Source organism: Actinomadura sp. 7K507 (genome assembly GCF_004348425.1).
GTDB lineage: Bacteria > Actinomycetota > Actinomycetes > Streptosporangiales > Streptosporangiaceae > Spirillospora.
Genome location: NZ_SMKK01000148.1, coordinates 1 through 24,156, shown reverse-complemented (window position 1 = coordinate 24,156; position 24,156 = coordinate 1). Strand labels below are relative to the sequence as shown.

Here is a 24,156-nt window from a genome sequence, read left to right as displayed (position 1 = left end):
GGCGGCGGCTGGACGGGCGCGGGTGCCTGCCGTGGCCGGGGCGGCTGCGCGGCCGGCTGCTGCTCGCGGCTCGGGCGGCGCGGGGCGCGCTGCCCGATCGAGGCGGTTCCGGCGTCGATGGCGCTGGTTATCTGGGGGCTGCATACGACGGCCTCGATCTTCTCCTTCAGGCTTCGGCAGTCCCGCACCGCCTGCCAGACGAGCTTCGTGCAGTCATCGCCGTACTGCTGGTAGGCGGTGGCAAGGAGGCTCGCGGCGGCGGAGAGGGTGCTCTGCTCGCCGAGGGGGTCGTCGGGTCGGACCTCGCGGGGCGCGTCGCCGAGCGGCGGCCGGTCCACCCCCCGTTCCCGGAACGTGATCGCCGGTTCGTTACGCCCATCGCCTCCGCCCAGCGGCGCCTCGCACGTGGAGAACGACGTCCGCCAGCCGTCGGTGGTAAGGCCGTCGGGGTCGGTGAGCATCAGCTTCAGGACGCGCCGTGACGCCCACAGCAGCGCCAGGGCGCGGCTCTCCCGGAGGGGGCTGCCGATGTCGTCCACCGGGAGCACCAGCGTCACGGGCCGGGCGGGTTCCGACAGCACGGCGGCGATCAGCGGGGCCAGACCGTGCACGCGCTGGGCCCGTCGCCGCAGCTCGTCCCCGGAGGTGGTGCGATTGTCCAGGTAGGAGAAGTTCAGCGGGTTCAGCGGCGTCCCGCGGCCGACCTGGCCGGGCCGCGGCGTGAAGACGTGCAGCGGGTCGGAGGCGGCGATCCGCATGGCGACCTCGCCGGTCAGCAGCCTCTTGGGGCCGACCAGCGCACGCGCCACCAGGTCCAGGCGGTCGGCTCCGGCGCTGCGGGCCGGGCCGGACTCGACGCGCAGCGCCTTCGGGTCCAGGCTGCGCAGGATGAGCGCCGCCTGGTCGTCCCTGAAGGTGAGGTAGACCGCGCTGGACGGCGCCCGCGCGGCGGCCGGCCGGCCGTGTGCCGAGATGCGCGCGTACGGCTTCAGCAGGTCGTTCCACCGTCTGAACTCCGCGTCGGAGCCGAACGACGACGCGATCCCGCCAAGGTCGTATTCGTGGTCCCAGCGGAACTCGATCTGGTCGATGGGTGCCTCGGTCATCTCAGATCCCCATGTCCTGGGCTTCGGCGGAGGTCAACAGTCCGGTCATCGCCATGAGCGCGACGAGGGGGCGCAGGACGCGCAGCGGGCGGACGCCGCGTTCGACGGCGTCGGTGCCGGTCGCCGAGACGACGTGCAGGGTGGCCCGCTCGCATTCCTGGTAGGGGCGCGTCCACGCCTCGGCGTCGCGCTGGTGCAGGTAGGCGAACACGTCGGCGCTCTCGTTCAGCGCCTCGGCCGGGTCGAGGACGGCGGAGTCGCGGCTCAGCCAGTACGCGACCGGATCGTCGAACTTGAACAGGTCGGCCTTGTTGAGCACGATCGCGGCGCTCACCTTGGACAGCCGGCCCGAGGAGCGCAGCAGGCTGAGGACCGTGTTGAACGCCGGGTCGCCGAGGCTGCCGGCGCCGAAGCGCTTCGGGTCCGCCACGAAGATCAGCCCGTCCGCGATGTCGAGGAACCGTTTGGCGTCGCCGACGTTGCTGAGTTCCCCGCCCGCCACGTCGAACAGCGCCACCGCGCGCGGTGTGTCCCCGCCGCCCGTGACGACGAAGGCGTCCGCGAAGGCGACCTCGCCCTCCCGGGTGGGCGCCAGCCAGGTCCCGTCGGTGAACAGCGGGTGGACCATGTCGCGCAGGAACCCTTGGTGCCGGTCCAGGTCGACCGGCTGCGCGGTCATCCCGTAGGCGCCCAGCGCACCGCGCTCGATGGCCGCGACCATCGCGGCGGCGAGGTGCGTCTTCCCGGACGTGGTGCCGCCGATGAACCCGTAGACGGCCGGGGACCCGTACTGCCCGTATCCAGCGGGCAGGTAGTGGGCGGTCGTCGTTTCACCGGGATTGGGGCAGCGCACCGAGGCCGTCCGCATGATGCGCGCGCGCTGGTGCTCGTTCGCGTCCTTCGGGAGGGCCAGTTCGACGTACTGGCCGAGGCTCTGGTCGAAGGCGTAGACGGGGAGCCCGCCCCAGTCGAGCGTGCCCAGGCAGATCGGGCAGGAGACCTGCTCGCCGGTACCGGACGCGGAACGCGGGGCGTTCGCCGAGGGAGTGGGGGCAGGCATGGACGCTCCGGGTTTCGCGGACGGTTCGGGACGCTGCCGGGAAGGCGCGCCGGGAGACCGCGCCGGGGCGGCGGCCGGGTCGACGGCCGCGGCCGGGGCGGTCGGGCCGGCGGGGGCGGCCGCCACGGTCGGGCCGGCGGTCTCGATCAGGCGGGCGACGCGAGCGGCCACGGTGTCCAGGTCGGTCAGGCCCATGGTTCCGCGGAGGTCCCGGAGGGCGTTGGTGCCGCCCTTCAGGTACATGCGGACGAGGGCCAGGGCCGCGAACCGGGTTCCCGGCGCGGGGGCCGGGTGGACCGCATCCCGGTGGAAACGCAGGAAGAGACCGGACGGCGGGGCGCTGTGCCACACCGCTTCGGCGCGGGTCTCGAAGCCGACCGTCCAGTCGGGCCAGTCCTTGAGGCCCGAGCCGAACACGGTGCAGATGTCGTCGATCGCCCACAGCAGCGCCATGGTGTCGCCGGTGGCGGGCGCCTCGATCGGCGCGGGGCCGACCAGGACGTGGGACAGCAGGGTGGCGAGCGGCAGCCGCAGTTCCTCCGCTCGCGCCCGCGCACCGAGGCTCGACCGGTGCGGGATCAGCGAGTTCGGATTGACCATCGGTGCCCGGCCGGGCAGCTCGGCGGGCGCCCAGGTCCAGTCGCGCAGCTCCAGCGCCAGCCGGGGCGTGAGAACCCCGGCGGCGCCGAACAGCAGGTGCGCGGAGGCGCTGCGGACCGCGCCGGGCTGGATGCGCCTGATCAGCACCGCCTCGTCACCGAACGCCGCGTAGAAGAAGCTGGACTCGGGCCTGCCGCCGTCGCCGACGCGCAGCCACGGCTTGACCCGGTCATGCCAGCGGCGCAGCTCGCCGTCGGACGAGGGGTCCAAGGAGCTCGCCACCGGCCAGAGGTCCGCCTCGGCCGTCTCCCCGAACCGGCCCGTCCTCCCCCAGCGGTAGAGGGTCTGGTGGAGCAGTGATGTGGCCACCGGTCACCGCCCCAGGACGAGGAGGACGGCAATGACGATCAGCGCGGCGACCCCCGCCCAGAGCAGCCAGGCGTTGTCCCGGCTGTCCGGTTGCGGCGGGGCGGGGCGCGCGGCCCGGGGCTCGGGCTCGGGGGCCGTCGCCGTTTGCGGGTGCTTGCGCCGGCGCTGCGCGAAGAACTCGGCGCGGCCCCGGCTGAAGGACGGGTCGGTGGGGAGCGGACGCGGCGGCGGGTCGGCCTCGCCTAGGCGGCGCAGCAGCGTCTGCGCGTCCGGGCGGCGTTCCGGGCGTTCGATGACGTCGGCCAGCAGCGTCTCCAGCTCGGGCCGGTCGGCGAGCTTGGCGCGGTCGTCGAGTTCCTCCCCGGTGAGCACGTAGAAGATCAGCCGTCCGGCCGCCCAGATGTCGTCGTTCGGTCCGACGTCGCCGCGCCGCCAGCCGCGCGGTGTCTCCGGTCGCTGCTCGGGCGCCTGCCACGGCATGGTCCCGGCGACGGTGCGCGGGGACCCGATCAGCGCGGCCCGGGAGAAATCGGTGATCTGCACCTCGTCGCCGTCCCACCGGACGGTTCCGGGGCCGATACCGCGGTGGGCGATTCCGGCGGCGTTCAGCACCCGCACCGCGCGCAGCAGGCTCACCTGGAAGCGCCGCCGCTGCTCGGTCGGCAACGTCCCGGCGAGTGACTCGACCTCGACGCCCCGCAGCGGCTCCAGCAACGCGAACGGCTCGGCGACGTCGGCGTCGTAGCCGACCAGGCGCGACACCGTCCGCGGGTAGGGGTTCCCGCCGCAGAGCCGGGACAGCCGCAGGCCGGCGAGGATCTCGCCGTCGAGCTGCCGGCAGCCCGCGGCCAGCCCGCCGGGGCCGCGGCCCACCGGGCGGACGCACCGAACGGCGGCCTCCTCGTCGGGCAATTCCAGGCGCAGGCGGACGGCCTCCAGCGGCGGCCGCAGCGGCGGCTCGGTCTCGTCTGCCTCCACGGCCTTCGCCTCGACCGGCACGCCGTGGACGTCGTAGTAGCGCAGCCTGTTCACGCCTCACCTCCGCCGGGGTCGTCCTCCGCCTGCTCGTCCTGGCCGTGCTCGTCCTGGCCGTGCTCGTCCTCGGTCCACGTCCACTCCACGACGTGCGAGTGCAGCGGGACGAGCCGGAGCACGCCGCAGTGCGCCGACGACGACACGAGGACGGTGCCGGGCGGGTATCCGGCGCCGTCGGCGACGGGTCGCGGCCCGAACCGGACGGTGCGCGGTTCGGGCGCGGCGTCCAGCAGGCCGAGGTCTCCCGGCGCGCACAGCTGCCACATCTCCCCGGCCGGGTCGTAGGAGACCTGTTCGGTGAGGTAGGCCAGGTCCTCGCCGCCGATGAGGGTCGCGGGCCGCGCATCGGTGACGAACGGGAGCGTGTCGACCGACAGTCCCTGCTCGACCGCGCTCTCCCAGTCGTCGATGAGCCGGCTGGTCTCCTTGCGCGCGAGCGGGCCGGACCCGCCGTCGGGCCCGCCGTGCTGCGCGGGCTTCACCGCCGCGAAGACCAGGTCGCCGAGCCAGAACTGGACCGCCTCTCCGAAGGGGGCCACGGACCGGGACGGCTGCGGAAGGTTCTCCTTGTCGAGTTCGCGCGAGCGCGCCTCAAGCTCGTCCCGCACGCCGTTGAGCCCCTGTCGCAGCAGGTTCAGCTCGTCGATGGCGTCGAGCCGCCGGTTCAGCCGGGACCAGCCGGTGACCGCCTGGCCGAGGAGCTGGTGCATGTCCCGGAGGGCCTGCTCGGCGGTGTCGAGTTCGGTGTCGTCCACCCAGTGCAGGGCGCGGGCCCGCCAGGAGCGCGCGATGGTGACCAGGGCGCCGGCGACGGCGGCGAACACCGCGGCGGCCCAGGCCGCGGCAGGGAGCCCCGCCGCACCGCCGAGGCCGCCCGCGATCGCACCGGCGAGGGCGCCGAGAGCGTTGAACGCCAGCGCGCGGGAGTGGTCCTCGATCCGGCCGCCGGGGCCGCGGATCACGGTCAGCGCGACCAGCGCCGTCCACAGCAGCGCCATCACCAGACCGCCGGCGACGCCGACCGGGGACAGGCCCGCCAGCGCGGCGAAGATCGCGCCGGGCACCGGCAGCCAGTCCTGCGGCGGCGGCATCGGCGGCGGGTTCCGCAGCCGGTGCAGCAGCGAGCTGGAACAGATCTGGCCGAGGCGGCGGCCGTACGCTCCGCGCCGTTCCAGCGTCCCGGCTCGTTCCCGGAGGTCCTGGTCGAGCCGGGGCAGCGACGCACCCCGGGCGATGCTGCCGCGCAGCCACGAGCCGAGGTGCTCGCGGAAGGGCTCGGCCTCGAACGTTTCGAGCACCGGCGGCTGGACGCCCTTGGCGATGATCGCGGCCTGCCGTTCCTCGGTGATCCGGTCATCGGCGGGCACCGCCTGGAACAGCTCGCCGAGCCGTCCCCGCAGTTCGGCGGTGCGTTCACCGGCCGCCTCGACGGGGGCGGCGACGGGCAGCTCGCGGATCAGTGCCCCGATTCCGGGCAGCTCGCCGGCGTCCTCCCGGGCCTCGTCGACGGCCCGCGCCGCGTCGTCGAAGGCCCGCTGCAGGACGCCGTCCTTCGTGAGCCGCAGCGGGACCCGCCCGGCCGGGCGTTCGTCGCCGTGCGGGACGGCCGGGGGCGAGGCCGGGTCGAGCATGCGGCGGATCGCCGTCCGCAGCGCCTGGAGGAAGTCCTCCTGCCCGGTACCGCCCGCCCCGGCGACGTGCAGGCCGGGGACCGCGGCGCCGAACGGGACCTCGCCGAGCAGCCGGCAGGTGCGCTCGAACACGCCGGGCAGCCGCAGCAGCTCCGACAGCCGGCCGAGGCCGTCGCCGTCGCGGCCGTCGCGGCGGCGGGCGCGGGCGGCGGCGCGCAGCGGCCAGTCCACGCCGGTTTCCTCGATCACCCACAGCGTGCGCCGCTGGATGTTGCCGGGCAGCCGCAGCCCGCCGCCGGAGCCGTCCTCGCCGGGCTGCCTGCCCAGGAGCAGGCACAGCAGTTGCGTCACCTGCCGGGAACCGTCCAGCGCCTCGAACGCGGCCCGGTGCCGGACGGCGGCGGAGGCCGTGTCCTCGACGAGGAGCATGCCGAGGTCCTGCGGCGTGTTCAGCAGGTCCGCCACCCGGGAGACGGCCTCGTCGGCGTCGCAGCCCTTGAGGTCGAGGCGGACGACTCGGGAGTTCACCGGTCCTCCCCCATGTTCTGCAGGGCGGGCTTCTCCAGGGCGCGCAGGTTGGCGCGCACGGCGGACACGTCGGTGAACTCGGCGTCCAGGGCGGCCGGGTAGGTGCGGTCCCAGAAGTCGCGCAGCTGCTTCGCGCGGGCGCGGCTGGAGGAGTGCAGCTCGCCGAGCAGGTCGTCGATCCTGCGTACCTGCGCCTCGGCCATGTCCCGCAGAACGAGGTAGAGGTCTCCGGGCGGTTTGGGCATGCTGCCGACGCCGTCCGGGGCCTCCTGCATGAGCTGGGCGCAGAAGTCGCGGCGGATGCCCGCGTTGTCGGCGAACGTCCACAGCTCGTACGCCTGGAGCAGGCTCCCCCAGGACGACGCGTGCTCCAGCGGCGTCAGCTCGAGCGTCATCGACACGCCCCCGGCCAGATGGACCGACACGCTGATCGGTGAGGCGGGGTCGCCGTCCACCGTCACCTTGTCGTTCCACATCGCGCACAGCAGCCGGTGAAGGATCTGCACGCGGTGCTCCTCATGGGTGGCGAGGTAGCCGAAGTCGTAGCCGAGGCGCTGGCGCCATTTGAGGTAGTCCTGGCGCTGCGGCCGGTCGATGGCGTCGGCCCAGGTGCGCAGGACGTCGCGGACCTCGCGGACGTCGGTGATGCCCATGGACGAGCGGAACAGCACGACCGCGATGGACTCGGCGGTGGTGTGGGTGAAGTCGTAGACGAGGTCGGGGCCCGCCGGGAGGTTGACCGCCTCACGCAGGTAGGACTCGATGGCGGGGTCGTCCGCCCCGGCCGGGTAGGAGACCAGCACCTTCAGCCGGCCGGTGCCCTGCGGGCTGAAGTTCGCCGGGACCAGCCCGGCGAGCTTGCCGCGGAACTCCTCCAGCTCCGCCTCGCTGAGTTCGGCGGGGGCCTGCCCGGCGGCCTGCGCGACCAGGTCGTGCAGCGTCGGCAGCAGCGGCGTCCGGCCCTGCTCGGCCATCCGGAAGTAGACCTTGACCTCGGCTTTCACCCGCTCGCGCAGCCCGGAGAGGGCCGCCTCCGGGTTGGTCTCCCACGCCGTCCGGTACGCCTCGCGCCAGCCGTCACCGCCGATCAGGAGGGTGAGCAGGTCCGCGCCGGTGGCGCTGGGCTGCAGCTGGCCCTTGCCGACCAGGTCCTCGGTCATCCGGCGGACGACGCGCGTGTAGAACTGGTCCAGGTCGCCGCCGGGCGGGAGCAGGTACGACACCCCGACGCGGGACTTGGAAAGGTCGGCGGCCCGGTCGCGGAACCGCTCGCGGTCCTGCCCGGCGTGCTCGACCAGCGCCCGCGTCATCGCGCGCAGCACCGCCTCGACCTGGTCGAGGGGCTTGCGCCAGCGCGGCGCGAGCTGCGACCACGGCTCGGTCCACGTGACGTTGGTGCGCCAGCGGAACCACTGGTCCTGGCGCTGCCGGGCGTCCACCGGCTCCGGGTCGGCCCACTTGACCTTGACCATGCCCAGGGACCGGTCCCGCAGCGCCGGCAGCGGCGGCGGGTTCGGGCCCAGGCCCTCGGGCGCGGCCGGCTCGACCCGGCGGCGCTGCATGAGCCCCACCGCGCCGCCGCGCTCCACCTCGTCCCCGGCCTCGGGGTTGCCGAACAGCGCCCGCGTCAGCCGGAACGGGTCGACCTTGCCGAGCATGCGCGGGACGGCGTCGCGGGGGTCGAACGCGCTCACCCGGTCGGGTATCTCCCGGTCGAGCTTGCCGCGCAGCCGGTTCAGCGCGACGCGCATCGCCTCGGCGCGGTCGTTGAGGGCCGTGGTGACGTCCTTGGCGCCGGTGACGGGTTCGGGTTCGGCGTGGTCCTGCGCGGGCCTGGTGAAGATCTCGGAGATGTTGGCGACCGCGAAGAACTCCTGCATCAGCGGCCGGTTGGACTCCACTCCGGGCAGCGGGCCGCGCAGATCGTCGATCCCGGCGCGCAGCAGCCGCCCGGCGACCAGGTCGGCCAGCTCGTCCACCGGCACCGTCAGCGACGCGACCAGCGCGGTCGACACGCCGCGGTTGCCGATGCCGTTCTCGGCGGGGATCTGCCGGTCGACGCTGGCGTTGATGAAGCTGTCGGCGAACGACTGGTGCTGTTCCCCGTCCTTGCTGGCCCGCTGGTCCAGCTCGGTACCGAGCAGCGACAGCATCAGCGACACCACCGAGCGGCGCAGGTCGCCCGGCTCGGCGCCCACGGGCCGGCAGAACAGGAAGCCGGTCTGCGCGGTTCCGGGCCGAAGCGTGATCCGCCCGTCCACCGGGTAGTGCACGGCGACCTCGTCGGGGTCGACGGCCGTGCGGGCGGTGTGCCCGCGCAGCTCCCGCTGGGCGCTCCCGCCGTTCTGGTGGTCGACGAGCCGGAACAGGTCCAGCAGCGCCCGCCCGGAGTTGAGCTGCGCGGGACGGCCGCCGCCGAGGCCGTCGACGAACGCCGACGGCATCAGCACCAGCGGGTAGATCTTGGGCCGCAGGTCGGTGCGCGCGAACAGCTCCCCGACCAGGTGCAGGTAGTCGTAGAAGATCCCGGCGCCGGTTCCGCCCGCCACCGAGAACGCGACGAACACGTCCACCGCGTTCTTGTTGCTGGACTTTCCGCCGAGCTTGTACAGGTCGGTGGCGGCCTGCGGGCCCGACAGCCCGCCGATCGCGGCGTTCAGGTCGGCGGTCGCGTGGCCGATGCCGCCGCGGAACGTCTCGAACAGCGCCGCCCGGCCGATGGTGGGCAACTGGCCCGCGCCGCGCTGCAGCGGCGTCACCCGCGGCTCGCCCGGGTCGGGCGGCAGCCAGGACTCCACCTCCCGCGGCGCGGTCAGCCGCAGGTTGCGCGCCACCTCCGGGTAGGTGTCCACCTGCGGCACCAGGTCGCGGACGTAGTGCGCGGTGCGCTGCGCGGCGGGCACGTGCTGCACGCTGGGGACGACGCTGGCCGGGAGCCGGTCGAGGTCGGCCTGGTTGACGTCGGCGTACACGAACCGCATGCAGTCGGGCAGCTGGTAGGGCAGCGCGTCCTCGCGGAGCCGCTGGAACGCGGTGCCGTCCGGGCCGCAGAACTCCTCCCGGAGCCGGCGCTCCAGCTCCGACCCGATCAGGCAGCCGGTGCCACCGAGCCCCACGAACAGGACTGGCTGATAGAGCTTCATGGGGGTCTTCTTTCTTGACCGGCCGTTACAGCCAGGGGTCGTCGTAGGACTGTGATGCGGGTGTGGCGGTGGGCTCCGGCTGGGCGGGACCGGAGCCGTTCCGGCTCGCGGCTGCCGTTCGCTCCGTGCCGGTGCTGCTCGTGCCGGTGCTACTCGTGCCGCTTCTTCCAGTGGTTCGTCCAGTGGGTCGTGGCGTGCGGCGGGACCAGAGGGAGCGGCGGGCGCGCGTGTCGGTGAACGCCAGCGTCAGGCCGGTCTCCTCGTACGGCTCGCCCTCCGCGCCGATCGCGATCTCGTAGCGCGGCCCGTCCGGGACCTGCACGACGACCTTTCCCTGCGCACCGCGGCGGGCGCGGACGGGAAGGTCTCCGGAGCGGGGGTAGTCGAGGCCCGGGTCGCCGCCGTCCGCGGCGTCGTGGACGACGAACCTGAACTCGGCGGCCCATTTGCCGGGGGCCTTGAGGACGGCGAGTTCCTCACCGTCCTGCCGCAGGGAGGCCCGCAGGCCCCGCACGTCGATCCGGGCGCGGCGGGCACGGCGGCGCAGGTGGAGCCCGAGAGCGGCCAGCAGGATCACGAGTACGGCGCCCGCTATCTCGTAGAGGTGTTTCTCGAGCACGTTGGGCGGGTTCTCGACCGTGACGGTGAGCTGGCCGTTCGCGTAGACCTTGGACAGGTCGGCGGTGTCGACGACCTTGACGGTCAGCGACGTGCCGCCGAGGCCCGCGTCCGCCGGGAACTCCACGGTGAACGGGCGGGTCGTGGTGCCCTGGCCGATCGCCAGGTCGGTGTTGCCGGTGAGTGCGGCGCGGGCGCCGCCGGAGCCGTCCAGCACCAGTCGTCCGTTGACCGGGGCGCCGGCGTTCTCCATCGTCACCGTGCCGGCGACCTCGGTACCCGGGTGGACGACCGGGTCCGCCGAGAACGCCACGCGGCCCTGCAGGGCGGGTGCCTGCGCGCTGACCGCCACAGTCACCGGCACCTTCTCGGCCCGGACGCCGTAGCCGCTGACGACTCCGGTGAGGGTGACGTCGCCGGCCGCCCGCGGAGCCGTGAACGTGCCCGCGTACCGGCCGTCCCCCGCCCGGTCGTCGGGGTCGCCGCCGTCGTCGCGGATGACGATGCTCCGCGGCGCCGCCAATGAGGGCCCGGTGGCCTGGACGGTGAAGGTCAGGCCCGAGAGCGCCTTCGCGTCCGTGATCGCGCCCCGGCGGGTGACGAGGGAGAGCCGCACCGTCAGGGGCTGGCCGGTCCTGGTGCTCGGCGGCTCGACCACCAGGGAGGAACTGACCGCGCCCTGCCAGATCGCCGTCGCGCTGACGAGTTGTTTCGCCAGGTCGTCGGGCGCGGTGAGCTTGATCGTCCACTCGCCGTTCAGCGGGTTGACGACGCGCAGTGTCTCGACGATCGCGTTCTCGCCCGCTCGCTCGAACTCGCTGGCGCCGAGCCTGCCGGTGTCCGGCACGGTGCGGCCGGACGGGTCGATGTAGTCGACGCGGATCCGCGGGTCGCCCTTGGCCACGGTGATGTTGCCGTCGGTCGCGATGATCGGGATGTCGATCTTCAGCTCCCGGGTCTCGCCGGCGCCGACCTCCACCTCACCGCCGGGGCTGTCACCCCCGCACCCGGACGCGGTGAACAGCTTGACCAGCGCGTCCAGCACGTCTCCGGAGTCACGGACGACCCGGGCCTTCGGCCTGGAGCCGGGGCGCTCGTCGCAGCCCTGCTGGTGGCCGCCGGCGGCGAACGCGTCGAGGGCCTTGCGGTCGATCTGGTCGCCGAAGCCCAGCGGCCACACCTGGACGTGGCCCGCTGCGGCGAGCGCGAGCTGGGTCTCCACCTGCTTTTGCGCCTCCCTGTTACGGTCGGCTTCAATGCGTCCGTAATTGGGGCTGCGGTGAACGTCGAGGCGCCCGTCGGTCAGCAGGAAGACCACCTTCAGCGCACCTTCCGGCCCCCCGCTCTTCAGCGTGCTCAAGCCTTTGGCCAGCGCAGCCGCGTGGTCGGTGTCGTTGCCCTCGCCGTCTTCACGGCGATGCAGTTTTCGGACACACGACGCCAGTGCGTCCTTTTTCACGGAACTGTCCAGAACTGTGGGCGGACAGACCTCGGTGATCGCATTTTGTCCGGGTTTGTTCTGGCTGCCGAACCCGTAGACCGATACCCGGCTGCGCGAATTCAGGCCGCCGAGCGCGATCGTGGTGGCGGCCTTGACCTCCTCGCGCACGTCCGCGTCCGACAGGCTGCCCGACTCGTCGACCAGGATGGACACGTCCATCAGTGTCGGCTCCGGCGCGCCCGTGGTGGTGCCCGTGGTGGTGCCCGTGGTGGTGCCCGTGGTGGTGCCCGTGGCGGCGCTCGCGGTGAGCGGCCACATCTGGGCGGCCAGGATCGCCGCCCCCACGACGATCCGCCCCGCTGGGCGCGCGAAAGCGCGGCCCGTTCTTAGCATCATTCTCCAGAACCCCTGTGCAATGGTGACTTTCCCACCCCGTGCGCCCCAACTTCCCCGATGATGGCCGAAGCATGACATAGGAGTCGTCATCAGTTATCTGACTGTTACGAATTCTTTCCTTCTCGTCATTTGATCAAGATCCCTGACGCGCGTCCGAATTGTGCTACTGCGGGCACGCTCGACCCGTTCGACGGCTTGCTTGCTCGACGAAGTTAGAATCTCGAACTAGAATTTGTTTTTAGAATTGATCGGGCCCGCCGACCCCGTCGTCCTCCGTGTCGTCGATGACGGGAAGGGCGGACAGTTCGCGCAAAAGTCCGTCCAGCAGCCGGTCCGCCTCCGCCGACTCGCCCCCGCGCGGCTCGCCCCGTACCAGCCGCAGCCCCTCCACCAGATAGTTCTGCGCCGTCGCCGCCCGCCCGGCCCGCCGCTCCAGCCGCCCCAGCTCCAGGTACGCCTCGACCGACGAGGGACAGTGCTCCAGCAGGAACGTCCAGGTCTGCCGCGCCGCCTGCACCGCCCCGAGCGCGGCGTGGCAGCGCCCGAGCCGCAGCAGCGCCACCGGACCGGGCGGCGACACCGGATCGCCGCGCAGCCCGAGCCGCTCTTCCAGGTCGAGCGCGGCGCGCTCGTACTCGCCCAGCCGCATCAGCGCCTCCGCTCGCACGTCCAGCAGCGCCGCCCACGCCTCCCGGCCGTCAGGTGCGGCCTCCTCCAGCCGGCGCATCGCCTCGTCGGCCTGCCCCCGGTCGAGCAGTGCCCGCGCCTCCACGACCGGGCCGGACGGCCCGCCCCCGGGACCGGCCTCGGCCTCGGGCTCGGGGCCGATTGCGTCGTCCGGCGCCCCCGCAGAGCCGGACGGCGCTTCGGCGGGACCACCGGTCCGGTCGGAGACATAGAGCCAGGAGTCCATCGAGAACCCCTTGCCGGCGACCGTGCTGCGCACCCGCCAGAAGGACTCCGCGCGCAGCGACCGGAACCCGTTGCGGACCACGTCCTGGAACAGGTGGTCGGAGACGATCACCGCGAGCTGCGCCTGGGGGTGGTCCTCCAGCGCGGCCTTGACCGGCGGACTGTCCAGCAGCCGGAAGCAGTCGATGACCGCCGTGCCGTTGAACCCGGCCGGGCCGGGCGTGACGAGCCCGCTGGTCAGCGCGAGCCGCAGCCGTATCCGCGCCGCCTCGGCGAGCAGCCGGTTCTCGTGCCGGAGCGCGACCTCCAGCTCCGAGACCAGCGCCGGGATGACCGTGCTCTCGTCGATGTCGCTCGGCGGCATGATGAGCACGCCGTCACCGCTGCTCTGCACGATCTCCTCAGGCAGCCCCGCCTCCCGGCAGGCCGCCAGCCCCACACTGACCAGCGCCTGCTGCGCGCGGATCTGCTCAGGGACGAGCCGCTTGCTCCACCCCTTGATGTCCAGTGCCGCACACAGCGAACGACGTGACCCGGCCCCCATGCCTCCCCCTTCGCAAGCCCCTGCTCAGGCTTTGGCATGAAGTTTCACGGCCCCGCGAGCGCCACAACCCGCACCAGTACGGGAAAGCCGATTTCGGCTCACAAGTCGCGGCAGGCATCGACATGCGGGCCGATCGCCCCTGGCGGGCTCCGGCACGCGCGTCTCCGCCGGTGTGCTCCTAGCGGCGCAGCTCCGGGGGCGGTTCCATCTCGGCGAGCCGAGCGAGGGCCGGGACGTCCAGCAGGACGACGCGACCGCGACCGCACGCGACCAAGTCACGCATCGACGGGCCCCTGAGCGCCTTCTGGACGGTGCCCTCCTGGGCGCCGATGAGCATGGCGAGCTGCTTCTGCCGGAGCTTGACCGTGGGATGGCCTGCCTCCCGTCCGGGTGAGCGTCCCGCCTGGTAGAGCAGGGCTCGTGCCAGCCTGACGTCGACCTCGTACCCGGCCGCGTCGGCGCGGTAGATGTTGGCCTGGGTAAGGCGGTCGCCCGTCATGCGGCTGAGCGCGAGCATCGCCTCCGGGTACCGCGTGAGACACGCCATGAACGGCTGCGCCGGGATGACCGAGAGGATGCAGCGGTCGAGGGTGGTCACCGTGGCGGTGCGCACATCGTCGTTGATCACCGCCATCTCGCCCACGAGGTCGCCGGCGTGGCGGATGCCGAGCAGCGACAGGGCCCCGTTCTCGACGAGCCTCTCCACGCCGACCCGGCCGTCCAGCAGCACGTACACCGCCGCCCCCGGCTCCCCTTGACGCATGATCGGCTTGTCCGGCCCGACGGTCCTGGGCCGCCCGAGCCGCAGCACGTTGTCGCGAGCGGGCGGGGAAAGCCGCCCCAGGAACGAATGGTCATGCCAACCGGAGCCCGTCATGGGACGTCTCCTCAGCGCACGCACGTCTCGCAGTACCGGCCCGCGGGGGCCCGGCGCCGCCTGGACGGGCACAGATTATGGCAGGTTCTCCACCCTGAAACCGGGTCACAGGACACATATCTACGTATCCTCGTGCTCGCCGGAAGGGAACGGCTCCTCACGACTCCGCCGATCGGAGGCCCGTGCGAGCGCGGCGTCGAGCAGGCGCCGCGCACCCTCGCGATCCCCGCGCCGGACCGCCTCGACGGCCAGCACCCGCAGCGGCGCGGCCCCCGCCGCCGGGTAGACCTCGGCCGCCTCGTTGACCAGGCGGTCCCCCGTCCGCTGCCGCCCCCGCCGGTAGGCCCGCGCCGCGAGCGCGAGCAGCAGGTCGTGCTCGAACCGCTTCGGCTGCGCCACCAGGGCGGGCCGCGCGCGGATGATGCGCAGGCCATCGGTCAGGTAGCCCTGCGCGACGTCGTCGGGCTCGTCCAGGTCCATCAGGGGATAAGCGGCCGGCATCAGCGGATAGCGCCGCAGCAGGTACCGCCATGTCTCGACCGCGGCCCGCCGGTCACCGAGCCTCAGGTGGCATTCCCCGAGCGCGAGCAGCGGCTCGGGTCCCGGCCGCACGCGCAGGACCCGCCGCAGTTCCTCCATGGCCGAGACGTGATCGGCGGCGTGCGTCAGCGGGAGGGCCTGCCTTGGCCGCACCGGTATCCGCGGCGCCCTCCGCGCGGACGCCAGTGGGACCTCCGCCGGCCAGCCCCAGCAGTCCGGGCCGAAGGCGTCACCGTGGATCCGCTGGAAACGCGGCATGGACGGCGCGTCCCGCACATGCCAATGCAGAAGGTCGCTCAGGATCAATGTGAATGGCGCTTCGCGGCCTTGGTGGTGGTGACTCCGTCGGAGCAATCGGATCGATTCGGCGACCGCGCCCGCTCCCGACCGAGGACCCGCCGAACCGCTGGTGACGCCGAAGCGCGTTCCCGGCCGTCCCGGCTTATGGCAACGCAGGACGTCCAGTAGCGCCACCGCCGCCTCGGCGGGTTCCGACCGCAGCACGAACACGAGGACCTCACCCGAGGCGAAGATCAGCCCGCCCTCACCGCGGCCGGACGGCCGCACCCTCTCGACCGACTCCACGCGCGCCCGTATCCGCTGCGGAGTGCTCAGCCGCTCCCACCCGCCGATACCAACTGCGATACAGGTGACCTGCGCATACTCGTCCAACCCGACCTCCAGCCGCGGTGCCGTCCGGGCCACCCTCTCCCACCGTGCGGCCGCGCATCCCGCCCCAATGCGGGTTGCGGCGTACGAGGACAGCGGTTCCAGCGCGTGAAAGGCCGGGTTGAAAATTGGTCTGCTTTCAGTTGGGGAGAGGTGGGCGTTGAAGGTTTGCAGGTGGGGGCCGTTCCTGGCGTAGAAAACGTTCTATTGGGGGTGTGGACGCGGGATTCGGCATTGGCGGTCTTCTCTTTTCTGGTCAATAGTCGGTTGAACCGTTCCGGCGCCGCGCCCCCGCTTCGGTGGCGCCGGACGGAGACCGTCAGGGCCCTGCGGTCGGCACGTTCCGCTCGCTTGAAAGGACCCCCGCTCATGAAGAAACGCAGACTGCTGGCCGCGGTTCCGGCCGCCTTCCTGGCGCTGTCCGGGACGTCGGTGGCCAATGCCGATCCCGCGCCGCCGACCCCGCCGCCCACCACCAAGATCGTGGGCGGCGTTCCCGCGTCCGAGACGTACTCGTTCATGGTGTCGCTGCAGAGCTCGTCCGGCCGGCACAGCTGCGGCGGCTCGCTCGTCGGCGCGAGCTGGGTCGTGACCGCCGCGCACTGCGGCACGCCGTACCAGGTCAGGATCGGCACCACCCGCTACAACTCCGGCGGCGAGGTCCGCCGGGTCGCGAGCCGGCAGATCCTCGGCGGGGACGTCGCCCTGCTGCGGCTGGCCGGCGCCGCGACGTCCACGCCCGTTCCCATCGCGACCAGCGCGCCCGTCGGCTCGGCGACCCGGCTGCTCGGCTGGGGGCAGACCTGCCCGCAGCGGGGTTGCGGTCCCGCGCCCGTCGGCCTGCGGCAGCTCGACACCCGGATCCTGTCGGACGGGCAGTGCGCGGGCATCCGCAACGCCGAGCTGTGCATCGAAGGCGGCGGCGGACGCGGCGCCTGCTACGGCGACTCCGGCGGACCCGCGATCGTCGGCTCGTCGGGACGGTGGCAGCTGGTCGGCGCGACCAGCCGCGGCACCGCCTCCACCTGCGCAGTCACCCCCGCCATCTACGGCGACGTCACCGCCTACCGCTCGCGCATCCTGCAGATCATCGGCTCCGGTGCGGCCGTGAACGCCTGACCGGCGCCAACGGCCGTCGCCGGAACGTACGTGCCCTCCGCCGGAGCGCGGTGCCCGGCGGAGGGTGCCCACCCCCGCTCCCGCACGATGAGGAACCCCCATGATCATCAGAAATCTCCTGAGGGTCTGCGCGGCGCTGCTGCTCGGCCTGGCCTTCCTGGCCGGGACGGGCGCGTCCGCGTCGGCCTCCGAGACGTCCAGCGCCGTCCGCACGATCAGGTACGACGCGAGCCGTGCCGCCGAGTTCCGGACGGCGGTCGACCAAGGCGCGCGGATCTGGAACGAGCACGTCGGCAACGTCCGGCTCGTCCCCGGGACCCCGGCCGACGTCGTCGTCCTCGCCGACGACGGCTGGCCCCGCGCCCGCGTCACGGGCCTCGGCCGCGGAACCATCTGGATGGGCCGCCAAGCCGTCCAGGACGGCCACTACACGGTCCGGATCGCGTCCCACGAGTTCGGCCACATCCTCGGGCTGCCGGACCGGCGCACCGGCCGGTGCACGGACCTGATGTCCGGGGCCAGCGCCGGGACGTCCTGCCGCAACCCCGACCCGAACCCGGCCGAGATCGCCGAAGTGGAGAGCAACTTCCAGAACGGCCGCATCGGCGTCACGCCGGGCATCACCCTCACCGAGGCGCCCGCCCCGGCCCGCCGCTGACCCCGCGAGCTCCGGGCGCCCGCCCTCTCCCACGGGCGCCCGGTCGGGCCGCGTCAGGCACGGCGGCGGGGCAGGAAGGGGACGAGGGCCGTCCCCGCGGCGGTGATGAGCGCCGCGACGAGGAAGGCCGTCGCGTAGCCGTCCGCCAGGTCCGGGCCGGAGGCGGCCGCCGCCGCGCTGAGGATGGTGAGGCCGATGGCGCCGCCGATGGTCCGGGACGTGTTGACCACCCCCGCCACCGCGCCCGCCTCGTCCTCGGAGGCACCCGCGGTGGACGCCTCCACCAGCGGCGTCATCAGCAGCCCGAAACCGACGGCCATGGTCGCGCCCGGCCCGAGGATGGAGCCGAGGAACGTGCCGTCGGCGTTCAGGACGACGCCCTGCCAGGCGAACCCGGCCGCCGCCAGGACCCCTCCGGCGCCCGCCAAGAGCCGGGCGTCCATGCGCTCCATGAGCATGGGGGCGAGCCTTGAGCCGATGATGATGCCCATCGTGTGCGGCAGGAACGACAGCCCGGTGCGGATCGCGCTGTACTCCAGGACGTTCTGCATGTAGAGCGACAGGAAGTACCAGAGCGCGAAGCCTCCCGCCATGATCACCAGGGTGGTGAGGTTGCCGACCGCGACGCTGCGCAGCCGGAACAGCTGGAGCCGGACGAGCGGCTGCGGCGCCCGCGCCTCGACGGCGACGAACGCGGCCAGCAGCACGATCCCGCCGGTCAGCGGGATCAGCGACGTCCACCCGTGGGTCTCGATCCGCCCGATGCCGAAGGCCAGCAGCCCCACCCCGGCGGTGACGAGCACGGCACCGGGCAGGTCGAGGCGGGCGCGTTTCCCGTCGTCACGGTCGGCCCGCAGCCACTGGGCGGCGATCAGCGCGACGACCGCACCGACCGGCACGTTGATCAGGAAGACCCAGCGCCAGCTCAGATAGTCGGTCAGCAGCCCCCCGACCAGGCCGCCCGTGGCGCCTCCGGCGGTGCCGACGGCCGTCCACAGGGCGATCGCCTTCGTCCGGGCGGGCCCCGCGGGGAAGGTCGCCGTGACCAGCGACAGCGTGACGGGCGCGAGGATCGCGGCGCCGAGACCCTGCACGGCACGCGCGACGATCAGCATGGTCCCGTCCTGAGCGAACCCGCCGGCGAGACTGGCGACGGTGAACAGGCCAAGGCCGAGCAGGAAGATGAGTTTGCGCCCGAAGATGTCGGCGGCCCGCCCGCCCAGCAGCAGGAACCCGGCGAACGTCAGCGAATAGGCGTTGACCACCCACTGCAGGCCGGTCGCGCCGAGCCCGAGCCCGCTCCGCATCTCAGGCAGGGCGACGTTGACGACGGATATATCCAGGACGACGAGGAACTGCCCGATGGACGCGGCCAGCAGCGCCGCCCACCCGGGCGTCGACGAACGCACCGGCGCCTTGCCGGCGGCATCGGGCTCATAGGTCGTGGTCATGCCCTCAATGCTGACCTGCGCCCCCCTCCGCCCGCGTCGGCCGGCAGTCCCGCTCCCCCGGGTCCAATCGACCTAGGACCACCCGTCACCGGTCGCCAGTGCTCCGACGGCGACATCTGCGTAACCCCGGCCGCTCGGCGCCATTCGCGGCAGATATCAGATCGGCGACAGTCCGGGCGGTCGGCAGGGCGGCGCGGTTAAGTGGATTTCGCCGGATTTCGTCGTCACGTGCCGGGGCTGATCGTTGTGCGGATGAGGATCGTGGGGCGCACCCTGATCGCGGCGTCGCTGGTGGTCGCGGCCGGAGTGGCGGTCAATCAGATCTATTCCAACGGGAACCTGAGCTGGAGCTGGGGATACTTCGCGCTGGTCTTCACCGTGCTGGGCGCCCTGGTGCAGGCACCGCAAGCCGCCGCGCCCTCCACGGAGACCACGCCCTCCCCTCCGGGCACGGTCCGGCGGCGCGGAGGATCACGGCGAGAGTATCTGCGGCGGATGCGGTCGGCGGTCGACCAGATGGAGACGATCGGCCTGGTCACCCAGGCGGAGTTCGTGCTGCGGACCCGGCAGGTCTACGTCGATGTGAGACTTCGGCCGAGGACGGTGTCCGACGTCGTGACCGATACCGGCATCGGCCCGGGTTCGAACGCGGAGGCCGGTCGGCGGGCGTCGCTGGCGTCCTTCCTCACCGGGGGGCGGGTGCTGGCCGTCCTGGGCGCCGCGGGTTCCGGGAAGACGACCCTGGCGCGCCATACGGCGCTGGAGATGGTGGAGCGCCCGTGGTCCGGATGGCGGCGCCGTGGGTGGCTCCCAGTGCTGCTCTATCTGCGCGACCACGCGGAGGGGATCCAGGCCGAAGAACCGGACGGGCTCGCGCGGATCGCGGCGGCCGAGCCCTGGCTGAACGGCGCCGTCTCGGTCGAGTGGATGGAGCAGCGGCTGGCGCGCGGCCAGTGCCTGGTGCTCCTGGACGGCCTGGACGAGGTCGCCGACGCCCGGGACCGCAGCCGTGTGGTGCAGTGGGTTGAGGAGCAGATCAGCCGCTACCCGGACAACGCCTTCGTGGTCACGTCCCGGCCTCTCGGCTACGAGGGCAACCGGCTGTCCAGCGCCGACGTCCTGCATGTGCAGCGGTTCACCAGCCGGCAGATCCGCGACTTCCTGCACGCCTGGTACCGGGCCATCGAGCGCCGCTCCCGGGAGGGCGACCCGCAGGAGATCGACCGGATCGCCGCCCAGGCCGCCAACGACCTGTTCCAGCGGATCAGCGGCCGTCCCACGCTCTACGACATGGCCGCCAACCCGCTGCTCCTGACCATGATCGCCAATGTGCACCGGTATCGCGGCAGCCTGCCGGGAAGTCGGGCCGCGTTGTACGAGGAGGTGTGCCAGGTCCTGCTGCATCGCCGCCAGGAGGCCAAGAACCTCACCGGCACCGAGCCGGACGGGCTGAGCGGCCTGAGCGGCGAGAAGAAGGAGCGCGTCGTCCAGGAACTGGCCTGGTACATGATGCGCCGCAACCTGCGCGACATCCCCGCCGAAGAAGCCGAGCGAGCCGTCCGCGCGGTGCTCCAGCGCACCGCGCCCGACGTCTCCCCGGAGACGTTCCTTCTTCACGTAAAACGCAGCGGCCTGCTGCTGGAGCACCAGTACGGCCGCTACGGCTTCGCGCACCTGACCTTGCAGGAGTACCTGGCGGCGGCCCTGGTCCCCGGTCATGCCTCCCGGCGCCAGCTTCTCGTGGACAACGTCAGCGACCCCGGGTGGCGTGAGACGACGCTGCTGTGGGCGGCCCGCGCCGACGCGAGTCCCGTCGTAGAAGCATGCTTGGACGCGCGGACCGTGCCCGCCCTCAGCCTCGCCTACGCCTGCTTGGACGAGGCCCGCGAAGTCGACCTCGCACTACGCGAGCGGCTCGAAACCCTCCTGGCCACCACCCCGAGCGACCCGGACGAGATCCGCCTGCTGGACGGAGTCGCCGCCGCACGCGCCCTGCAAGACACCCATGCCCTCGACGACGCCGGCACACGTATCTGCGCCAACCCCGTCCCTCACGAACTGTGGGCCCGCTACGCGGCCCACACGCACGAAAGGGTCGTGCCGTTCGGCCCGGAGGACGGTCTCTGGGCCGCTGAAATCGAGGGGTTCCTCACCTGGCTCAACAGCCTGTTCGGCGACGGCGCCAGCTACCGCCTCCCCACCCCGTCCGAGGCGAGCCACGCCCTGAGCAGCGACCTGGTTCCCCGCGATGGGACGAGCCTTTACGCCGCGGACGACGCCGTGAGGGGCGAGCCGAGCGAAATGCGGTTCATCACCGCCGCGCCAGACCAGCATCCCTATCGCCCCACTCCGCTACAGATCGACGCCTACCCCGGCCTGATTCTCGATCACACGCACTTCATCTTCCGCCTGCTCCGCCCGTCCTCCTCCCGACTGACCTTCAGAGAACTCGCCGCCTACGTCGGCCCCCGCGATCTCACACAGCCTGAACACCGGCTCCTTCACACCGTCGACCTCGCCCTCGACCTCGCTCTTGCTGTCAGCCACGACTCCGTCACCCACCGGCTCACCCTCGACCGCGTCCTTGAGAGCGCCCGTGGTCTCGACCTCGATCTCGGCTTCTCGAACAGTCCCGGCGCGGACGACTTCGGGCACGCGTTCTCCAACGCCCTCATTCGCACTCTCGATCACGCTCGCACCCTCAACCGCGAAATCGGCGCCGGGTTCACCGAGGACGACTTCACCACCGTCGGCGTCGAGCCTCTGGCCCGGGTCCTCACCGACCTTCTGGCGCGCGAGGCCAGACGCCGCGGCCTCAACACCGACAACCATTTCGCCCTCGGCTACGCCCGCGACCATGATCTCGACCCCGCGCTCGACCGTGACCTCGACCGCGCCATCGACCGCGCCATCGAGCGGGCCCTCGCCACCATCTTCGCTCGCGCCCTAGCCTTCGCCCCCACACTCGACCGCGCACGCGACCTCGACCGCGTCCTCGACCGCGCCCTCGCCCGTGACCGCGAACTCGCCCGCGCCCTCGCCTCAGCCCTCGACTGCACCCACGCCCTCGACCGCGCCCTCGACCTCGACCTTGACCGCGAACCTGGCCGCGATCGCGCCGTTCTCTTCGCCCGCGCCCTCGACCGCGACCGCGACCTCGCTCGCACCCTGGCCGGCACCCTTAATCGCGACCGCGAATTCGCCTTCGCCTTCGACCACGACCGAGCCCTCAGGCGCGCCCTCGATCGCGCCCTCGGTCACGACAACGATCGTGTCCGCGCCCTGACCCGCGCCTTCAACCTCTCGCCCGAACGCGCCTTCGTCCTCGACATGGCCTTTGGAGCCGCTCACCGTCACGGTGACAATGCGGGGTCCGGCTACGTCCGCGACTTCGCCCTGGTCCGCGACCTCGCTCTCGCGAAGGCCCGTGCAGCCGACCTCGATTCCTCTTTCGCCGAAGGCCTCGCCTTCGCCCGTGTCGTCATCTCCAGTGGTTTCGGCTCCCACGACGCGGACGCTGTCGTAGGCACGGGACTGGCATGCTTTCAATTGATGCGCCGCTTCAAGGCGGACATGCTCAGTGGCACCGTCCAGGGGCGCCAGCGAGGAGAAGAAGAGGCGTCACTTTCGCGGTTCCTCGATCGCCGGTTGGGTCCCGCCATCACCTGGTCCCCCACCGCCGACCTGTCCACAGCACTCTCACGGGCCACGCTGCGCGCGGGCTACCAGGGTTCGCCGGTCATGGTGCCATTGATCGAGAACGCGATGCGCCTGGCCGCACCGCTATGGGACCGGAGCCGTCAGGTCCGGCAACGCGACATGGTGCTAGCGGTCACGTCAGTCCTGGCTGCACTCACCCTCACCGACGATGACGCACTGGACGAAGAGCTGGCCGGGTACCTCCGCAGTGCCCTCTGCACGCTCATCGCGTTGACACCGGAGACGGACGCCGAGCCCGATGGCACAACGCCAACGAGCAAACTGCTGGTCCTAGTACGGGCCTGAGAGGCTGTCGGTCACGGTCGTCCAGCCAGGTGTCGGGCTGGGCTTTGTCCTCCACGGTGATCTGCCGGACTACTGAGTCACCGTGTGCGGTCACCGCCGGGATGGCCCACCTGCCTGGAGCGATGGCCAGGTGGGGCAGGAGCCGTGCGGTCTGGACGGGGTCAGTCGAGGAGGTCTTCGGCCTTGTCGATGACGGCGGCGCGCTGGACCCAGCGTCCGAGTTGATCGGTGTCGGTGCAGTTGGTCACGCGCTCGCGGATGTCGTTGGGGACGGCGATCCCGCGGGCGTCCAGCACGAGCAGGACCGCCTCCGCCTCACCCTCGGCGCGGCCCTCGGCCCGGTGGGTCTTGGCGAAGTCAGACTGCCACTCGTAGCCGGCGATGTTCACGATCTCCTCCAGGAGCTTGCAGGCGGCTTCGGAGAGCTGCCCCGTCAGATAGTCATGGTACAGAGAGCCCGTATCGTCGGGCATGGTGTCGATGGCGGCGGACACGCTGGTCAGGACGGCTTCGGGGTGCGGTCCGTCGGCGTGGGCGGGGGCGCTGAGGACCGCCAGTTCGGGGAGCCTGCAGGCCTGGTCGGGATCGGTTACGGGGGGCAGCATCCCGGGGTGGAAGGTCAGCGGCTTGAGCCAGGATCGTGGGGACGAGCTGCGGCCGGTTGCGGACCATCTCCAGCGGCAGCTCGTGATTACTCGAAGGCATGGCGCAGACACTAAGCGCGACCACTGACATCCGGACTGTATCCATCGGGTCTGCCAACATTGGATGAGTCGCACCCTTCGCTGACCTGCGCACCTGTTGGCCGTCAGAGAGGTGTTTCGTCCGCCGGTGCAGCTGGGCCGGCGCATCGTAGCGGTGGCCGTCGGGCGTGCCCCGGGCGGGGGCTGCCGCGCCAGTGGCGGCGGGACGTGTTCAGAAACCTCGGAAGATTCCGTCTCCATCGACGGCACCGGCGAACTCGTGAAAATCCATGTTGGCGAGCGAGAGGTTGTTCTCGATCGACCAGAACTCGGTGGCGACGACACGTATCTCGCCTCGGGGTTCCTCCCGGTGGTCGATTACGAGCAGCGGCATTTCAGGAGAGCCGATTGTGGTCACGTCCACCAGCGCGAGAAGCCGGTGTTGACTGCCTTCCGGGACCAGCCTGAGCAGTTGCTCTGTCGTGAGGTCTTGAAAAGCACGGTCGTCAACGACTCTTGAGGACGCCATGAAGCCGTCCTCGTTGGGCGTGCCGACGGTCGCGCAGACGGTCTCCCATGCTTCCTGATCAGAGAAGTCGGTGCGGATCAGCAGCGTGGCATTCGACTGAGGGAGCGTCTTCATCGTTGGACCTCTCTTTGTCACGGCTTGCGTCACCACACCTGTCTAGCGCGTCCGTCCGACGTTCGGTCCGCCGAGGTCACTGGCGCCCGAGAACTGGCCCGGCTGATTTGCGCGGCGACAGGGCGGGC

General features: G+C 72.1%; 15 protein-coding genes. 3 read left to right on the top strand and 12 right to left on the bottom strand.

The features are described from left to right. From E1285_RS28740 to E1285_RS28700, 9 genes are all read right to left on the bottom strand, one after another. Positions 1-1,106, bottom strand: a 1,106-nt coding sequence (locus tag E1285_RS28740; RefSeq protein ID WP_207946882.1) for a hypothetical protein, incomplete at its 3' end; no start/stop codon positions are given. Position 1,107: 1 nt separating this feature from the next. Continuing rightward, complete coding sequence (locus E1285_RS28735) at positions 1,108-3,135, bottom strand: hypothetical protein (protein ID WP_132157536.1); 2,028 nt, start codon at positions 3,133-3,135, stop codon at positions 1,108-1,110. Between the two features lie 3 nt (positions 3,136-3,138). Beyond that, positions 3,139-4,167 (bottom strand): hypothetical protein, encoded by a 1,029-nt coding sequence (locus tag E1285_RS28730; RefSeq protein WP_132157534.1) that lies wholly within the window; start codon positions 4,165-4,167, stop codon positions 3,139-3,141. Next, positions 4,164-6,329 carry a hypothetical protein gene (locus E1285_RS28725; protein WP_132157532.1) on the bottom strand — a complete coding sequence of 722 codons (2,166 nt, stop codon included), beginning with the start codon at positions 6,327-6,329 and terminating at the stop codon, positions 4,164-4,166. The genes E1285_RS28730 and E1285_RS28725 overlap by 4 nt, the downstream gene beginning before the upstream one ends. Next, complete coding sequence (locus tag E1285_RS28720) at positions 6,326-9,472, bottom strand: tubulin-like doman-containing protein (protein WP_132157530.1); 3,147 nt, start codon at positions 9,470-9,472, stop codon at positions 6,326-6,328. The genes E1285_RS28725 and E1285_RS28720 overlap by 4 nt, the downstream gene beginning before the upstream one ends. Before the next feature lie 25 nt (positions 9,473-9,497). Further along, positions 9,498-11,876 (bottom strand): vWA domain-containing protein, encoded by a 2,379-nt coding sequence (locus tag E1285_RS28715; protein ID WP_132157528.1) that lies wholly within the window; start codon positions 11,874-11,876, stop codon positions 9,498-9,500. A 289-nt stretch (positions 11,877-12,165) separates the two neighbouring features. After that, on the bottom strand, positions 12,166-13,383 hold the full coding sequence (locus E1285_RS28710; RefSeq protein ID WP_132157526.1) for a tetratricopeptide repeat protein: 1,218 nt from the start codon (positions 13,381-13,383) through the stop codon (positions 12,166-12,168). A gap of 178 nt (positions 13,384-13,561) precedes the next feature. Next, positions 13,562-14,260 carry a Crp/Fnr family transcriptional regulator gene (locus E1285_RS28705; protein WP_132157524.1) on the bottom strand — a complete coding sequence of 233 codons (699 nt, stop codon included), beginning with the start codon at positions 14,258-14,260 and terminating at the stop codon, positions 13,562-13,564. A 120-nt stretch (positions 14,261-14,380) separates the two neighbouring features. Further along, positions 14,381-15,472 carry a tetratricopeptide repeat protein gene (locus E1285_RS28700; protein ID WP_132157522.1) on the bottom strand — a complete coding sequence of 364 codons (1,092 nt, stop codon included), beginning with the start codon at positions 15,470-15,472 and terminating at the stop codon, positions 14,381-14,383. 366 nt (positions 15,473-15,838) lie between these two features. On the opposite strand from E1285_RS28700, the gene E1285_RS28695 reads away from it, so the two are divergent. Together E1285_RS28695 and E1285_RS28690 are read left to right on the top strand one after the other, a co-directional pair. Then, positions 15,839-16,588 carry a serine protease gene (locus E1285_RS28695; RefSeq protein ID WP_165966800.1) on the top strand — a complete coding sequence of 250 codons (750 nt, stop codon included), beginning with the start codon at positions 15,839-15,841 and terminating at the stop codon, positions 16,586-16,588. Between the two features lie 100 nt (positions 16,589-16,688). Beyond that, entirely contained in the window at positions 16,689-17,246 is a 558-nt protein-coding gene (locus E1285_RS28690; protein ID WP_132157520.1) for a snapalysin family zinc-dependent metalloprotease, read from the top strand. 53 nt (positions 17,247-17,299) lie between these two features. Here the strand turns inward: E1285_RS28690 and E1285_RS28685 are convergent, their stop codons facing one another. Further along, positions 17,300-18,697, bottom strand: a complete 1,398-nt coding sequence (locus tag E1285_RS28685) for a DHA2 family efflux MFS transporter permease subunit (protein WP_132157518.1) — start codon at positions 18,695-18,697, stop codon at positions 17,300-17,302. Between the two features lie 252 nt (positions 18,698-18,949). Here E1285_RS28685 and E1285_RS28680 point away from each other — a divergent pair, with 252 nt between their 5' ends. Beyond that, the gene (locus tag E1285_RS28680; RefSeq protein ID WP_132157516.1) at positions 18,950-22,702 is read left to right on the top strand and encodes an NACHT domain-containing protein; all 3,753 of its coding nucleotides are present in this window, start codon (positions 18,950-18,952) and stop codon (positions 22,700-22,702) included. A gap of 161 nt (positions 22,703-22,863) precedes the next feature. Here the strand turns inward: E1285_RS28680 and E1285_RS28675 are convergent, their stop codons facing one another. Next, positions 22,864-23,307, bottom strand: coding sequence for a hypothetical protein (locus E1285_RS28675; protein WP_132157514.1), 444 nt, complete (start codon positions 23,305-23,307; stop codon positions 22,864-22,866). Positions 23,308-23,617: 310 nt separating this feature from the next. After that, positions 23,618-24,028 (bottom strand): hypothetical protein, encoded by a 411-nt coding sequence (locus E1285_RS28670; protein WP_207946880.1) that lies wholly within the window; start codon positions 24,026-24,028, stop codon positions 23,618-23,620. Between the last annotated feature and the right edge of the window lie 128 nt (positions 24,029-24,156).

Coding starts and splice junctions, on each gene's coding strand:
- E1285_RS28720 (WP_132157530.1), bottom strand. CDS start 9,472: ATGAAGCTCTATCAGCCAGTCCTGTTCGTGGGGCTCGGTGGCACCGGC.
- E1285_RS28710 (WP_132157526.1), bottom strand. CDS start 13,383: ATGGGGGCCGGGTCACGTCGTTCGCTGTGTGCGGCACTGGACATCAAG.
- E1285_RS28705 (WP_132157524.1), bottom strand. CDS start 14,260: ATGACGGGCTCCGGTTGGCATGACCATTCGTTCCTGGGGCGGCTTTCC.
- E1285_RS28695 (WP_165966800.1), top strand. CDS start 15,839: ATGAAGAAACGCAGACTGCTGGCCGCGGTTCCGGCCGCCTTCCTGGCG.
- E1285_RS28690 (WP_132157520.1), top strand. CDS start 16,689: ATGATCATCAGAAATCTCCTGAGGGTCTGCGCGGCGCTGCTGCTCGGC.
- E1285_RS28685 (WP_132157518.1), bottom strand. CDS start 18,697: ATGACCACGACCTATGAGCCCGATGCCGCCGGCAAGGCGCCGGTGCGT.
- E1285_RS28680 (WP_132157516.1), top strand. CDS start 18,950: ATGAGGATCGTGGGGCGCACCCTGATCGCGGCGTCGCTGGTGGTCGCG.
- E1285_RS28675 (WP_132157514.1), bottom strand. CDS start 23,307: ATGCTGCCCCCCGTAACCGATCCCGACCAGGCCTGCAGGCTCCCCGAA.
- E1285_RS28670 (WP_207946880.1), bottom strand. CDS start 24,028: ATGAAGACGCTCCCTCAGTCGAATGCCACGCTGCTGATCCGCACCGAC.